Source organism: Mucilaginibacter limnophilus (genome assembly GCF_004005815.1).
GTDB classification, from domain to species: domain Bacteria; phylum Bacteroidota; class Bacteroidia; order Sphingobacteriales; family Sphingobacteriaceae; genus Mucilaginibacter; species Mucilaginibacter limnophilus.
Window position 1 is genome coordinate 85977 of the sequence record NZ_SACK01000005.1, and the last position, 16895, is coordinate 102871.

10 protein-coding genes are annotated in these 16895 nt (G+C 42.0%); 3 read left to right on the forward strand and 7 right to left on the reverse strand.

Annotated elements, in window-relative coordinates; all coding sequences use genetic code 11:
* Nucleotides 1-9 precede the first annotated feature (9 nt).
* The 5 genes from EOD41_RS12600 to EOD41_RS12620 form a co-directional block, all read right to left on the reverse strand.
* A complete protein-coding gene (locus EOD41_RS12600) occupies nt 10-3372 on the reverse strand; it encodes a TonB-dependent receptor (protein WP_205780555.1) in 3363 nt (1120 codons plus the stop codon).
* Between the two features lie 198 nt (nt 3373-3570).
* Entirely contained in the window at nt 3571-4710 is a 1140-nt protein-coding gene (locus EOD41_RS12605) for a FecR family protein (RefSeq protein WP_127705424.1), read from the reverse strand.
* Between the two features lie 104 nt (nt 4711-4814).
* On the reverse strand, nt 4815-5405 hold the full coding sequence (locus EOD41_RS12610) for an RNA polymerase sigma factor (protein ID WP_127705426.1): 591 nt from the start codon (nt 5403-5405) through the stop codon (nt 4815-4817).
* Between the two features lie 76 nt (nt 5406-5481).
* Nucleotides 5482-7758 (reverse strand): GH92 family glycosyl hydrolase, encoded by a 2277-nt coding sequence (locus tag EOD41_RS12615; protein ID WP_127705428.1) that lies wholly within the window; start codon nt 7756-7758, stop codon nt 5482-5484.
* A gap of 279 nt (nt 7759-8037) precedes the next feature.
* Nucleotides 8038-8883 (reverse strand): AraC family transcriptional regulator, encoded by an 846-nt coding sequence (locus EOD41_RS12620; RefSeq protein ID WP_127705430.1) that lies wholly within the window; start codon nt 8881-8883, stop codon nt 8038-8040.
* Between the two features lie 83 nt (nt 8884-8966).
* On the opposite strand from EOD41_RS12620, the gene EOD41_RS12625 reads away from it, so the two are divergent.
* Nucleotides 8967-9908 carry an NADP-dependent oxidoreductase gene (locus EOD41_RS12625; RefSeq protein WP_127705432.1) on the forward strand — a complete coding sequence of 314 codons (942 nt, stop codon included), beginning with the start codon at nt 8967-8969 and terminating at the stop codon, nt 9906-9908.
* Nucleotides 9909-9971: 63 nt separating this feature from the next.
* Here the strand turns inward: EOD41_RS12625 and EOD41_RS12630 are convergent, their stop codons facing one another.
* Together EOD41_RS12630 and EOD41_RS12635 are read right to left on the reverse strand one after the other, a co-directional pair.
* A complete protein-coding gene (locus EOD41_RS12630; RefSeq protein WP_127705434.1) occupies nt 9972-13349 on the reverse strand; it encodes a ThuA domain-containing protein in 3378 nt (1125 codons plus the stop codon).
* 30 nt (nt 13350-13379) lie between these two features.
* Nucleotides 13380-14240: a hydroxypyruvate isomerase family protein gene (locus EOD41_RS12635; protein ID WP_240663387.1), complete on the reverse strand. Its 861-nt coding sequence runs from the start codon at nt 14238-14240 to the stop codon at nt 13380-13382.
* A 301-nt stretch (nt 14241-14541) separates the two neighbouring features.
* On the opposite strand from EOD41_RS12635, the gene EOD41_RS12640 reads away from it, so the two are divergent.
* Together EOD41_RS12640 and EOD41_RS12645 are read left to right on the forward strand one after the other, a co-directional pair.
* Nucleotides 14542-16278, forward strand: a complete 1737-nt coding sequence (locus EOD41_RS12640; protein WP_127705438.1) for a phospho-sugar mutase — start codon at nt 14542-14544, stop codon at nt 16276-16278.
* A gap of 187 nt (nt 16279-16465) precedes the next feature.
* Entirely contained in the window at nt 16466-16891 is a 426-nt protein-coding gene (locus tag EOD41_RS12645; RefSeq protein WP_127705440.1) for an SRPBCC family protein, read from the forward strand.
* The last annotated feature ends 4 nt before the right edge of the window (nt 16892-16895 follow it).

Consider the following 16895-nt stretch of genomic DNA (forward strand, 5'->3'; position numbering starts at 1 on the left):
TCCTTCGGATTAAAATTTAACATTCAAACCAATTGAGTATGTTTTGTTAAGCGGGTATATATAACCATAGGTATCTGAAGGGTGCTCAGGATCCACATACTTTATGTCGGATAAAGTAAGCAGGTTATAGCCGTTAACATATAAACGGGCGCCTTTAATACCGATAGTTGACATCCACTTTGTTGGAAATGTATAACCTATCTCAGCGCTCTTAAGCCTTAGGTAAGTAGCGTCCTGCAGGTTAAATTCAGAGTTAACATCAGGTGTAGAACCGGTGTAGGCAAAATGCCCTGGTATCCACACGGTGTTTGGGTCATAAGGATATGCGTTCGGATCGGCCGGGTGCCACCTGTCAGTAAATTGCGACAAGCCGCTGCCGCCACCCCATTGCGCTTCACGTAATTGCTCAATGTATGATACATTGGCCATTGTAGCGCCTTGTAACAATACATTAAAGTCGAACCCTTTATATGAACCGCCCAGCGTTAAACCGAAGTTCATAAGCGGCGCGCCGGTGTAACCAATCGGATGGTAATCCAGATCGCTGATGATACCGTCGCCGTTCCAATCCTGGTAAGCATAATCACCTACTACAGTGTTCGGGCCGATGGCTACCGGGCTATTGGCTATTGAACCATAGTTTTGGTATTGCCCTGCCGAACCATAACCCCAAAATATGTTGCTGTATCTTTGATTGTCATTGTTACGCCAGTTTAAGTATGAGTTACCTTCTTTTGCACGCTCTCTATAAAGATTTTTAATGCGGGTATATGACAGGATGCCCTTCACAAAATAGTTGAATGCACCAATTTTATTACGGTGGTTTATTTCAAGATCAAAACCACGAGCTAAATCGCTGTTCAGGTTTTCAATAGGTAATGCAACACCTACAACATCTGGTAAACTTAACGCACGTGTTGCATCCATACCTGTACGCTCACGCCTGAAATAATCAAGAGTAAAGCCAAACAGGCCGCGCCATGCTTCAAAGTCAATACCTACGTTAAACATTTTTGATTTCCACCAAGTGTAATACATGTTACTTAAACCTGCATTTTCAATAGCGTTTACATAATTACCATCAAAAACATAACCGCCCGGCCTGCGGTTGTATTCACCTGCAGCGGGGTAGGTAAACCCGGTTATCCACTGATATGCCTGGCCAGTATCGTCACCTAATAAACCATACGATGCACGCAATTTCAGATTTTCGATAAAAGAAAGTGCCTGATTATTTTTGAAGAAGCCTTCTTCGGATAATCGCCAGCCTATTGACCCTCCTGGGAAAAAACCGTATTGAGATAAAGGTGAGTTAATTGATGAACCATCATTTCTGAAACTAAACTCGGCCAAATACTTGCCTTTATAAGCATAGTTTACCCTACCTACTAAACCGTTTGTATTAAAATTGTATAAATCCCTAATAAGCGACGCCATTGAACCTATCTGCCCCTCGCTATTACCGGCAAAAAGATATGGTACCGGTAATGAAAGATCACGTTGTGCGTTGAAGTTATTGCTTTGGCGGTTTGTGCTTTCCAGTAACAATAATGCTGTTATACTGTGGTCTTTTGCAAAAACGCGGTCGTAGTTTAACGATAATTGCGTTAACATCATCGGCCTTGAATAGTAATCACGGTAAACCTGGCTTGGCGAACCTTGCGAATGCGGTTCATAAAAGTCAGTAGCTGAATTGTAAGTGTACTGCGTATATGCTTTACGATATACATCACCTTCAGCAGTGTTATAATCATAACTGAATAAGCCTTTAGCCTTTAAGCCAGGGATGAAAGGCATATTGTATGTTAAACCGATAGACGACTGGAACCACCTGTTGGTAAACTTTTTATAACCGGTAACATCAGCGCTTGCTAAGGCTATAGGGTTAGTACCGTCAACCGATGGATTAAACAGGTAGTCAGGATTGTTATTAGCATAAATGTTATCAAGTGGATTTTGCCTCCAGAATGACCTGATTATCCACCAGGCATCGTTATACGGCTGATTTTTTACATCCAGAATCCCGTTGATATTGAAATCAAGCGTAAGGTCTTTTGTTACCTTGCTGGTGATGTTTGAGCGCAGGTTATAACGTTTATAGTTAAGGTCTCCTGTACGAAGAAAACCATCCTGGCTGGTGTAACCAAGGCTTACAAAGTAATTTATCGCATCATTACCACCCTGTGCACTTAGGTTGTGCTGCTGCTGTAAGGCAGCATCTTTTATAACAGGCGAATACCAATCGGTACTGGTTCTTGTACCATTAAGGTACGGTTCAAAAGATGCATCAGAAAACGGAATATCGCGCGGGTCGATATTATGTTTTGCGGCTTCATTACGCAATGTCATGTAAGCGATAGCATCCTGTCCTTGTGGTAATCCTGAAGGTACCTGCCACGTAACGTTACCTGTATAGTTAAACTCTGTAGTGCCTTTTTTACCTCTTTTTGTGGTAACCAGCACAACACCGTTTGCAGCACGCACACCATACACAGCTGCCGACGCGTCTTTCAATACAGAAATGGTTTCAACATCGTTAGGATCTAAACGTGTAATGTTATCACGCGGCACACCATCAATAACCACCAACGGATTACCAAGGCCACGTATATCAAAGGTATTGTTAAAAGTACCCGGTTCTGATGTACCCTGCACAACACGCACACCGGCTATTTTACCGGTTATGGCATTTTGTATGTTTTCGTTTTTAGTAGTTACTATCTCGTCATTTTTGATTTGAGAAACCGCACCTGTAACAGTAACTCTTGACTGTGTACCGTAACCAACAACCACAACCTCGTTAAGCGCCTGTGCCTGGGCAGTTAGTTGTACATTAAGCGTTGTTTGATTATTTACTGGAACTTCTTTGGTAGTATAACCCACAAACCTGAAAACAAGTGTTTCGGTGCCGGTTGGTACATCAATGCTGAAATTACCGTTAACATCGGTTGTGGTACCGTTGCTTGTGCCTTTTATCAAAACACTTACACCAGGTAAAGGCAAATTTTGCTCATCAACCACACGGCCTTTTACGGTTACTGCCTGCTCCTGTTTTGTTACAACAGGTGCCGGAGCTTCAGTTTTATGCTTTATAACAATGGTGTTGTTTTTTACGGTATAATCTAACGGCTGGCCTTTAAAGGCCAACTTTAAAACTTCATTAAGCTCAACATCGGTAACCTTAATAGTTACCGGTTTAGCTTCGGCCAATAAGGGCGTGTTGTATAAAAAGTTGTATCCGCTTTGCCTTCTTATTTCATTTAATATCTTTTCAAAAGGCGCGTTCTTTTCTGACAGTGTTATTTTTTGCGCAAAGCTTGCCGCACTAACCTGCATAAAGGTTACTAATAAAATAACAAAAGTAATTTTCATAGCCAGTAAGAATTTTAACGGGATACAGAGTTTCTGCCCCCATTTAAAATTTAGGTATAATTGCATACATTTGATTGTTTGGGTTTTACAAATTGGTAGTTAGTAAAATGAGCTGATATCCATGGGTGCCCCGACATTCTTCCGGGGGCGCTGCAACGCCTCCGGATATCTTTACACCCCGAATTTAGTAGCGTAAATTCACGGCATAACTTTTATCCTCCTTCCTTCAATTTTAAAACGAATGCTTTCTGTTAGTTCAAGCATATCAAGCACTTCGTTTACATTTTTAAACCTTGATACACTTCCTGAAAATTCTTTACCGCGCATATTGCCTTCGTAGCTGATATCAACATTGTACCACCTTGAAATTTTGCGCATAATGCTTTGTATATTTTCATTATTAAACAGAAAATAACCCTTTTTCCAGGCTATCGCTTCTTCAACGTCAACATTATGGGTAGTAATGGTACTGTTATGATTTTGAATCATTGCCTGCATGCCCGGTTTAAGCTGCGTGGTACCTGTGGTATTAGCAAGGTTTACGGCGCCTTCAACCAATGTAACTTTACTTCCAGCCTCGTCAGGATAAGCCATAACATCAAAGTGAGTACCTAAAACAGTAATGGTATTTCCGTTGAACTTTACCCGGAAAGGTTTAGCAGGATTTTTGGCAACTTCAAAATATACTTCACCGGTTATTTCAACCTGGCGGTCGTTACCGTTAAAAACGGCAGGAAACTTCAATGAGGATGCGGCATTAAGCCATACTTTTGTACCGTCCTGTAAAATGATCTGATACTGGCCGCCAAATGGTGTTGATATGGTATTCAATACAGAAGCATTATCATCGGTATTGGCAGCTGTTTCATATATCAGCTGCCCTTTTACCCGCTGCTGCACGTTAATTCCGTCATGATTGGTAATTAAGCCGCGGGCGCTATTGTCAAGCGCTATTACTGTTCCATCTGCCAATGTTAGGGTAGCCTTGTTTGTGCCCGGCTTAACAAGGTTTTTCTTAACAACAATCTTATTTTGTTCATCCTGAATCGGGCCCTGACTAAATTTGTAGAGTACCGTTAACAAACCTACAACTATTGATGCAGCAACCGACCATTTTATAATGGCACCCAAAAGTCCATAACCGCTCCTGCGGGTGCTTCTTTGCAGCATGTAGTGTATTTGTGCCTTTATCTCGTGCGGATCGCCCATACCTTCTTCCCAGGGATATTCTTTATAACCGAAATTATCGCGGTAGTGCAGCAATTGCTCTTTCTCCTGTTCAGAGCATTCGCCGGCAAGCCATTTTTCATAAAGCGATATGTATCTGTCTTTATCCATGCAAGGGGTTTACGGGAGGTTTATATCAGTAAGAGCCTTAAAAAGCAAGGCACACACATAAAAATTTACTTTTACTTAAAATTATCAGGAATGCGGTTGTTGAATTAACTTTTAATGAGCACCATTATTAGTACAATAATGGCCGACATGTCTTTGAGTGACGCGCGAATATGATGCAGCGCATGTGTAAGCTGGTTCTCTACCGTTCTTTTTGAAATGCCAAGCAAACCGGCTATCTGGTCGTTTGATAATTGCTGCCTGCGGCTAAGTATAAAAATATCGCGGCAGCGCTTAGGTAAAATTTTCAGGTAATCATCAAGACGGCTTTCCAACTCAAGGTAGCGGATATTTGTTTCGCCGGTATTGTAAGCGCGGTTTGTGCTGTAACTGGCGCAATCTTCAACATATTCTACAGGAGTATTTTTATGCGCCTTGATATATTTATATACATGATATCTTGAAGCCGTACGCAGATAAGCTTCAAAACAATCAATCTCAAGATGATCACGCTTGAGCCATATGCTCAGGAAAATATCATGAGCAATCTCAGTACTGGCTTCCCTGTCTTTCAGGTAGTGGTAAGCCGTTGTGTAAACTTTTGACCAATACCTGTCAAACAGCATAGTGAATGCTGCATGGTCGTCATTTACAATGGCTTCCCACAGTTCCTGGTCTGATAATTGGGTAGATGGCATAATCAGCTCAAGTAAAATTATATAATATATATTTAATTAAACACACAATATTGCGCCTTTAATACCTGCTATTATATTATTTCGACAATGAAAATGGCGCGTCCTGAGGCTGTATGCCCCTTTTTGTATTTGGCTGCGCCGACATATTAAAATCTATTACACTACCTTTTAATAAGGCTGAATGGTTAAACCAATTACCATTATGGGCTTTACCATTAAAATTGATATTGCTTATATACACGTTATCTGCCGAATTGTTGGCTGCGTTGATAACTATGGTTTTTCCGTTCTCTAACGAAACTGTTACTTTTTTAAATAATGGCGACCCAATTACATACTCATCAGTTGCCGGGCACACCGGATAAAAGCCCATTGCCGAGAATACATACCATGCTGATGTTTGCCCGTTATCCTCATCACCGCAGTAGCCATCAGGCGTTGCTTTGTAAAGCTTGGTCATGATATCACGTACATGATACTGTGTTTTCCACGGTTGGCCGGCATAGTTGTACAGGTAGGTCATGTGCTGTATAGGCTGGTTACCGTGCGCATATTGGCCCATGTTCACTATCTGCATTTCGCGTATTTCATGTATTACGCTGCCATAATAGCTGTAATCAAAAATTGGCGGCAGGGTAAATACCGAATCAAGCTTGGTAACAAAGTTATTGTTGCCGCCATACAAGTTTATCAGGCCTTTGATATCATGAAAAACGCTCCAGGTATAATGCCAGCTGTTCCCTTCGGTAAAGGCGTCGCCCCATTTGTATGGATTAAACGGCGACTGAAATTTGCCGTCCTGATTTTTACCACGCATAAAGCCGATGCTTTTATCAAACAGGTTACGGTAGTTCTGGCTACGTTTGCGGTATAGCTCTATCTCACTTTTCGGACGGTTCAATGCTTTAGCCAGTTGGTATATGGCAAAGTCATCATATGCGTACTCCAGCGTACGGGCGGCATTTTCTTTTATATCAACATCGTAAGGAACATAACCAAGCTTGTTGTAATATTTTACCCCGGCCCTGCCTACCGCCTGCATAGGGCCTTCGTTGTTAGCGCCATGTATCAGCGCTTCGTACAATTTGTTAATATCATATCCTCGCAGACTTTTTATATAGGCATCTGCCACCACAGAAGCTGAATTATTACCGATCATGATATCGGCATAACCCGGGCTCGACCATTCGGGCAGCCAGCCGCCTTCTTTATAGTCGTTGATAAGCCCTTCCTGCATTTCTTTATTTATCGACGGGTAAACCAGATTAAGGAACGGATAAAGCGCCCTGAAGGTATCCCAAAAACCGGTGCCTGCAAACATGTATCCTGGCAGGGTTTCACCTGTGTAAGGACTGTAGTGTACTATTTTGTTATTTGCATCAAACTCATACAACTTGTTCGGGAAGAACACCATACGGTAGTAGCATGAGTAAAATGTACGCAGCTGATCAATATCATCGCTTTCAACCTTTATACGGCCAAGCGTATTGTTCCATATTGTTTTTGCTTTCTGGCAGGTAACGTCGAAACTGTCGGCAGAAAGTTCTCTTTTCAGATTCAATTCCGCTTGCTCAACACTGATAAATGATGAAGCTACTTTCAGGTTTACCTTTTCACCCTTTTTTGTTTTGAATCCGATAACCGCAAGGGCATGGTCACCGGTAAACTCAAGTCCGTTTTGCAATTGATTACCGCTGTAGGTTTGCGAAAGCGTAATCTGCTTATCAGCATAAATAACAAAGTAGTTCTTGAAGTTTTTCAGCGGCCCGCGTGAGTATCGTGTTGAATAGCCTATTATTTTACCTTCTGCAGGTATTACCTTGATATATGACCCCTTGTCGAATGCATCCACTACAATATAAGCGCTGTCTGTTTCCGGATAGGTAAACCTGAACTGGGCGCCGCGCTCGGTAGGTGTAATCTCGGTAGTTACATCATGATCGGCAAGGTAAACGCTGTAATAATATGGTTTTGCTACCTCAGCTTTGTGCGAAAACCAGCTTGCACGGCTGTTTTGGTCAACTTTAATGCTGCCGGTGATGGGCATTATCGAAAACTGACCATAATCATTCATCCATGGTGATGGCTGGTGTGTTTGCTTAAAGCCCCTTATTTTTTTACCATTATAAGTATAAGCCCAACCGTCGCCCATAGCTCCGGTTTGTGCTGTCCAGAAATTCATTCCCCATGGCACAGCCACCGCCGGGTAAGTATTACCATTTGAAAGCGCAGGTTCCGAATCGGTACCCATTAGCGGATTAACAAGGTCAACCGGGTTAGTGTTAACGTCAGTTTGTGCGTAAGCACCGACGCATAATAAAGTTGACAGTAAGCAGGTGGTAAAAAGTTTCATAGTTAATGTAAGGTCGTTTAAAAAAAACATAGAAATGCATAACGCTTTAGCCGTTTCAGGGCGGCGATAAACGCGTAATACTGCATCGGTACGAAAGTTTCAGCACAATAAAATAAATACGGTACTAATAATGGTTAACCACAAAGAGCCTGTATCCCGCCGGCACACACATACTTTTTTGTAAAAATTTGCATCCGGCCAAAATCCGTCTCATTTACAGTTAATTAAATTTTCACAAGATTATGTAATACATTTAAAACAGACAAGTGCTGATTTAAATTATGCTGCGTTTTTAAAACTATCTCGATATGCCTTCGGACTAATGCCTTTATGGCTGCGAAAAAATTTATTAAGATGGCTTTCGTCGGTAAAGCCCAATTCGCTGACAATCTCGTTCATACGCTTGTCGCTATGCTTAAGGCGATGTTCAATTAACGATATCCGGCAGGTGTTAATGTATGATTGCAGCGTTTGTCCGACATGTTTTTTGAAAAACTTACCCAAATAATGTTCGGATAAGCCGAAATGCTTGCTCACATTTTCCGCACGGAGCATTTCAGGCTGATAGATATGCTGCTGCAGATAGTTTAGTATATTAACTATCTTTTTATCGCTTGCCATATCAATATGTTGTGGCAGGTATTTGGCGATGTTACGGGCTACTACTACAATAAGTGTATTAACTAGTTGACGGGTAATCTCTTTATCGAACAAATCACGGCCGGATGTTTCACGCAGCAAAGCGTCAACAACCGGTTTAACCAATGTTTTATCTGTTTGATTTCTTAAAATGCAGCCCGGTTCGTGACTGGCATTTTGTAAGATATATTCAAGGTGACGTATAGATTCGGTTTGCAGGTTCTCCGACCGGATATAGATGTTATTAAACCTCAGAAAAAAGAATCGCGTAGTTGTTTCAATTTCAAACATATGGCAGTCCTGCGGCGTTAGCAAAAACATGTGGCCCGCGATGTAATCAAACGTATGTTTATTGATGCATTGCCTGCCCGTACCTTCAATGATGTGAACCAGTTCAAAAAATGTATGCCGATGCTCCCGTTTTGGAAAAGTATCGAGCGTTTCAAAGCTTACCGAATATGGCTCGTACAAGTGCTCTCTTGTCATAGCACTAAAATACCGCATTATGGCAAACATTTACAACACTTACATCTATTTATAAGTATATTTTTGACAAAAAAAAATTCACAATGAAAGCTATTGAATTACATACACCCGGCGATACGGGTAATTTAATGATTGAAGAACTGCCAATACCCGAAATTTCTGAAAGCGAGATTTTAGTGCAGATTAAGGCAGTTAGCATAAACCCTGTTGATGTAAAAACACGAGCGGGTAAAGGCGTTTATGGTCGTTTAAAAGATATCCAACCATTAATAATAGGTTGGGATATTGCCGGCGTTGTTACTAAAGTTGGTACCGGTGTAAGCAATTTTAAAGAAGGCGATGAGGTATTTGGCATGGTAAACTTTCCAGGCCATGGTAAAGCATATGCAGAGTATGTAGCGGCTCCTGCCGATCAGTTTGCGCTCAAGCCGGCCAATATCAGTTTTGAAGAAGCTGCTGCAGCAACATTAGCCGCGTTAACTGCTTACCAGGCGATATACCAAAAGGCTAAGGTTAAGCCGGGCGATAAAGTACTGATACACGCCGCTGCCGGTGGCGTTGGTCATTTCGCCGTTCAGTTAGCCAAAAATGTGGGCGCTTATGTTATTGGCACATCCTCGCCTAAAAACAAAAATTTTGTGCTTAGCCTGGGCGCTGATGAGCATGCAGATTACCACGGCAATGAACTGGAAGAAAAGGTACACGATGTAGATTTTTGCCTGGATGCTGTAGGTGGTGATAATATCGACCGCTCGTTACCTTTAATAAAAAAAGGCGGCACATTGATCAGTATCCCTTCCGGATTAAATGAAACCGTAACCGAAAAAGCAAAAGCTTTAGGTATAAACGGTTATTTCTTTCTGGTAAGTTCAAACGGTGAAGACATGAATAAAATAGCCAAACTACTTGAAAGCGGTGTATTGAAAGCACATGTATCACAAGTATTTAACTTTAGTGAGATAGCTAAGGCTCACCAGCAGATAGAAAGCGGCCGCACTGTAGGTAAGGTAGTGGTTAAATGGTAAACCTTATAAAAAACAAAGCCGGAACAGAAGTACATCCGTTCCGGCTTTTAGTACTTAATTCAATTATTGCAAGCCAAACTTCACCCAGTCAATAACCACAAGGTTTTTATTGAGGCTGTTCTTTTTAGGGTAAACAAAATACAGGTCGTGCCGGTCTTGCGGGATATTTACCGGCGCGGTTATTTCGGCGAATTTATCAAAGCCGCCTGTAGCAGTGAAGTTCAGGCTGCTTACCAGCGGACCTTTTAGTGCATCAATATGCACTTCCAGAGTACCATTTTCGCTTCGTGACGCGTAACGGCAGGTTAATTCGCTTATATTTTTTAAATCGACATTTTTGAGCACAAAGTACGACCTGTTGCCGGTTAATCCTACAACACCATCCTGCATATTTACACTGCTGTAAACGTCGGCATCTTCGGCATGCACTTTTACCGGGCGCAATATTAAACTGCTTGTTCCGGTAAGCGCAGGTGCGTTAACACCTCCCTTATCAGTATAGGTAGCCGATATGATATACCTGCCTTCATCAGGGTTGCCGGCATGTTTATCCAGCGTAGCTACACCTTGCTGCGGTAATATCACATCATTACGTTTGGTACTCAACGACAAAATGTAATTCACCATTTCGGTAGCGTTTTGCTTGGTTAACTGCGGGTGCGCGCTCATGGCATGTTCGCCCCATACACCACCGCCACCTTTAATGATCTTATCGGCCAGGCGATTAATCTCCTCTTTTTTACCTGCGTATTTTTTAGATACCGCCATAAAAGCCGGCCCTACCGACATGGCATTAATTTGGTGACAGGCCTTGCAATCGCTGTTAGCAATTAGCTCTTTACCATAATTATAGGTAGGCGTAATGTTTTGGTGGCCTATAAGCGCTTTGTTACTTTCAACCTTGGCGATGTAATTAAGCATAATGGCAAGCTGCTTTTTGTCAACAGCTTTATCCTCCGCATCCTTTACATCTACCTTGTAATTTAGCTTTCGTGCTTTGGGTGAAAAGAAGGTACCATTTTCGGTTGTAGTGATGGCTATTTGCGGACGGGTGTTTCCTACCACTACCCGTACCGAATCAATACTGCTTTTACCTGCCTCATCGGTAACTTTCAGGGTAACGTGATAAACACCATTCTTATCAAAAGTATGGGTAAAGTTTTGCTCCGCAGATGACACCTCGTTATTGATACGCCACTCATAAGTTAGTTTGTCCTCGTCGTCATAATCGAAACTATTTTGATAAAACGCTGATTTATATGGCGCTATACCGATAGTGTCCTGGGCATTTATCCTGGCTATTGGCGCGCGGTTGCCACCGTTGTAATCAATCCGTACTAAACGGGCATCAACATTATCAATACCGTACACAGTACCATATTCCAGCATGTACATTACCCCATCCGGACCGATCTCAATATCAACCGGCCTTCTGAAATCGCCGTTTGTTTCCATAAACGGTTCCATGCGTTTGTAGTTGTAGTTTTCATCCAGGCGCAGGGCATATACCCAGTTACGCATCCAATCGTACACAAAAAGCGCCTTGTCATAATAAGCAGGCAGTTTTGATGCCGATGGCAGGTTAGCGTTATAATGATAAACCGGGCCACCCATTGCGCACCTGCCCCCCTGTCCAAGAAATGGAAACTCTGCCGACATGGCATAAGGATACCAAACCATTGGCTTTTGCACAGGCGGAAGCTTTTTCAACCCTGTACTGTATGGCGATAAATTTGCCGGGCCTGCAGGATCAAAATTGTTGCCTATCGTTCTTGTTGCAAAGTCGAATTCTTTATAAGGTTTGCTATCGCCTACAAAGTATGGCCAGCCATAGTTCCCCGGCTTTTTAGCCTGATTAAATTCATCGTACCCACTCGGGCCCTGGGCTCCATCCGTACCCGCGTCAGGACCAACCTCACCCCAGTACACGTAAGAAGTAGCCGTATCAACCGACATGCGGTAAGGGTTACGGCAGCCCATTACGTAAATTTCGGGGCGTGTGTTCGCAGTGCCTTTAGCAAAAAGGTTCCCGTCCGGAATAGTGTAAGTACCATTGGCTTCAGGATGTATACGAAGTATTTTGCCGCGAAGATCATTAGTATTACCTGCTGAGCGCTCAGCATCAAAGGTCAATCTGTCAGGACGCCTGTCTATCGGGGCATAACCTTCCGACTCAAAAGGAACAGTATTATCACCCGTAGAGATATACATGTTTTTATACTTGTCCCATGATATTGAGCCGCCGGTATGGGCACTAACCTCCAGGTCAATAGGTATTTCGATGATAACTTTTTCTGATTTCAGGTCGAGCTGATTGTCTTTGCTTATAACAAACCGCGATATATGCTGCTTGTATTTACCGCCGGCTTCGGCAGTATTAAAAAAGTAAAGAAAGTTATTTGTAGCAAAATCAGGGTCAATGCTCATTCCCAATAAACCGTTCAAGTATTTATCAACCGCCTTAACCGGAAATTTGTACACCAAAGTAGTTTTTTGGGTTGATGGATCGTACACATAGAAATTTCCTGCCCGTTCAATAAAAAACACACGGCCGTCAGGCGCTACAGAAAGTTCCATCGGTTCGTTAAGGTCATTTGACAGTACGGTTTTAGTAAAGCGGTTATCTTCCGGTTTTTCAACCGCATACGACTTTGAATAATCAAGGCCGACATTTGAACCAATTGCATAGCGTATACCGCCCAGTAAATGCTGTAAAAATAATGGCTCGCTAAAGCTTTCGTCGGTATGGCCACCACCAGTGTAAAATGCACGACCGCCATCATACTCATGATACCAGGCTATCGGATGTACGTTGCCGTTAGTACCGCCTTCATAAGTATCTTCATCAAGTGTAGCCAATACCTTCAGGTCGGGCTGTATGTTACGGTAATTGTACCATTCGTCGGTACGTTCCCACCTTTTTGGTAAGCCTTTAGTTGAGATATGCGTTGTATCGATAACGTCTATTGTAGCCTTACGCACATTAGGATAATTTGGGTGGCTGCTAAAATATGCGCCCACCAGTTTGTTATACCATGGCCAGTCGTATTCTGTATCTGCCGCGGCATGTACACCCACGTAGCCGCCGCCTGCTTCTATATAACGTTCAAAAGCTACCTGTTGCTTGCTATTAAGCACATTCATGGTAGTACTCATGAAAATTACAGCGCTGTAATTTTTCAGGCTGTCATCGTTGAAATAAGCGGCATTCTTGGTAGTATCTACTATAAAGTTATTTTCCCTACCAAGCTTTTGCAGTGCAGCTATACCACTTGGTATCGAGCCATGGTACCAGCCTTTTGTTTTGCTGAATACCAGTACCCGTGGTGTTTTAACTGCTGCCGTTTGCGGCTTTACTGTTTTACAGGCATAAAAAATTACGGATATGCCGGCTGTTATTAATAGTAAATAAAAGAATTTACGGTATAATTCAGTCCTCATTTGCGATTATTGGTGTTAGTTGCATTAAAATTAAACATCACAAATAGTAACGCCTTGCTTAAGCGATGCTATTTTATCAGGGCGTTTTGGAATAAACTCCTGAGCTACATAGCCTTTGTAACCGGTATCCAATATTGCCTGCATAATTGCTGGGTAGTAAAGCTCCTGTGTTTCGTCTATCTCGTTACGGCCCGGTACCCCTCCTGTGTGATAGTGCGATATATATTTATGGTGCTTACGGATCGTAGCAATTACGTCGCCTTCCATAATCTGCATGTGATAAATATCATACAACAACTTAAACCACTCTGAACCTATCTCTTTGCATAGCGCTACTCCCCATTCGGTATGATCGCATTGATAATCAGGATGATTAACCTTGCTGTTCAGTAACTCCATTACTAAAGTTACTTTATACTTTTCGGCGGTTGGTATCAATCTTTTTAAACCGATGGCGCAGTTTTTTATACCCTGGTCATCAGGAAGTCCGTTGCGGTTGCCTGAGAAACAAATGATCTGTTTATAACCGGCTGCTGCAACTTTTGGTATCACTTCCTCGTAGCTTTTTACTAATTCATCGTGCAAGGCCGGATTATTAAATCCTTCGCCAATGCCCTTGCCTGCACCTTCGGCAATGGCGCATTTCAGGCCATGCTTTTGCAGAATAGGAAACTCCGCAGGTGCTATCAGATCAATTGCTGTAAGCCCGATCTTCTTCGCAGCAATGCACAGGTCATCAAGTGAAATACCCGAATAACACCATCTGCATACCGAGTGATTGATACGGCCTTTTAGCTTGTCATCAAGCAATGCTTCGGCTGTTGAAATATTGGCAAACAGGCTCTCGCTTAAAAAAGCGGCTGCTGATGTGGCTGCGATTTTTTTTATCATACTTCTTCGGGAAGAAGGCTGACCTTCACTTTTTTTCGGTTTCATACTGGTAATAAATGGTTTAAGACTTCGATTACAATCGATTGCCGCGTGTTTCATAACACATGGAATGAAATGAAAACAAACGCAATATACATATAACTGTTATTTAACTATACACTTATGCACCTGCCACAACCATGTTACAAACATGGGGTTAAGTAATGATTGGATATTAGCAAATAATGCCTAATTAATAACATAAATGTGATAACTATTTAAGAGAAATTTGTTTAATATTGAACACAATCAAATCAACATCATGCAAGAAATAGATCCTTCAATTCTCGAAAAAGTTAATGTTTGGCTCAATGGCAATTATGACGATCAGGTAAAACAGGAAATACAAAAACTACTTGATGACAAAGCCTATACCGAGTTAACCGATTCGTTTTATAAAGACCTTGAGTTTGGCACCGGCGGTTTACGCGGCACCATGGGCCCGGGCTCGAACCGCGTTAATAAGTATACTATTGGTTCGGCAACTCAGGGTTTGGCAAATTATCTTAAAAAAACCTACCCGGGCGAAAAGATAAAAGTAGCTATAGCGCATGACAGCCGTAATAATTCAGACCTGTTTGCAAGTATTACTGCGGACGTTTTTTCAGCAAATGGTATTCATGTATATTTCTTTAAAGCGCTTCGTCCTACACCTGAGCTTTCGTTTGCCATACGCCAGTTAGGATGCAAAAGCGGTGTAATGCTTACCGCATCGCATAACCCGAAAGAATACAACGGTTATAAAGCTTACGGCGCCGACGGCGGACAGTTTGTTGCCCCGCATGATAAGGCTGTAATGGATGAAGTAGCAGCCATAAAAAGCATTGACGAAGTAAAATTTGACCGCGTTGAAGAAAACGTTGAACTTATAGGTGAGGAGATTGATCAACAGTATTTAAATAAGATCGTTACACTTTCGGTATCAAAAGATGCTATCCAGCGTCAAAAAGACCTGAAAATAGTTTATTCGCCTATACACGGAACCGGTATTACCCTTGTACCAAAAGCGCTCGAACTGTTTGGTTTTGAAAACGTGATACTGGTTGATGAACAATCGACACCTGATGGCAACTTCCCTACAGTGGTTTATCCGAATCCTGAAGAGAAAGAAGCATTAACCCTTGCCCTTAAAAAGGCGCAGGAAACCGATGCTGATTTGGTATTAGCCACCGACCCTGACGCCGACCGTGTAGGTATTGCTGTAAAAAACACCGATGGCGAATTTATTCTATTCAACGGTAACCAAACTGGCAGTATGCTCATCAATTACTTGCTATCGGCTTGGGAAGAAAGTGGCAAGCTTACCGGTAAAGAGTACATTGTTAAAACTATCGTTACTTCGAACCTTATTGAAGCCATTGCCAAAGCAAAAAATGTTACTTACTATAACACGCTTACCGGCTTTAAATATATAGGTGAGCTAATGACAGAGTTTGAAGGCAAACAAACCTTTATTGGCGGCGGCGAAGAAAGCTACGGTTACTTAGTTGGCGAGTTTGTTCGTGATAAAGATGCGGTAGTTTCAGCGGCGTTTATTGCCGAAATGACCGCTTACTATAAAGATAAAGGCAGCAGCCTGTTTGAAGCGTTATTAGAAACTTACATCCAGTATGGCTTTTATAAAGAAAAACTGATCTCTATCACTAAAAAAGGAAAAAGCGGTGCTGAAGAGATAAAGGCCATGATGGAAAGGTTCCGTACCAATCCGCCTGCAACACTTGGCGGCTCAAAGGTAGTTACCCTAAAAGATTACGAGAAAAGCGTAGAAACTGACCTAAACAGCAATACTACTAAACCTATTGAACTACCTGTTTCAGACGTATTGCAATTTATTACTGAGGATGGCAGCATTATTTCGGCGCGCCCTTCAGGTACCGAACCCAAGATCAAATTTTATTGCAGCGTTAACGGCAAACTTGAAAGCAAAGAATCTTATAATGAAACCGACGCGCAGCTTGATGCAAAAATCAATACAATTATGCAGGATTTAGGTGTTTAACCTACCTGTAATAAAAGTATAGGGGCCGCTTAAATAACTAAAGCGGCCTTTATTATTTCGTCTTAACACTCCCGTCAAAGTAAATTGGTCGTAAATGCCCCGCTATTTGTCTGTTTTACCCAATCCTGATTTATCGCATATTTCTCAAATTTACATTACAAACAATTGATCATAAAAATAACGTCAAATGGAAAATAAAGCAACTGTTATCACTGTGCAAACTACAGTTAATGTACCTGTAGCCAAAGCCGGGCAATATTGGTCAGAACCAGAGCACATTACCAAATGGAATAGTGCTTCTGAAGATTGGTATACACCTAAGGCAGAAAACGACCTGCGTACAGGCGGCAAGTTTTCTTCACGTATGGAAGCAAAGGATGGAAGTATGGGGTTTGATTTTGAGGGTATTTATGACCTGGTAAAAGATCATGAATACATTGAATATCATATGGCAGATGGCCGCCAAGTGCAGATATTTTTTACAGAAGAAGGCAATCAAACTATAATTGTAGAGCAATTTGATGCTGAAACGCAAAACCCTGTTGAAATGCAGCAGGCCGGATGGCAGGCTATCATGAATAATTTCAAAAAGTACGTTGAGTCCAAATTATAACCGA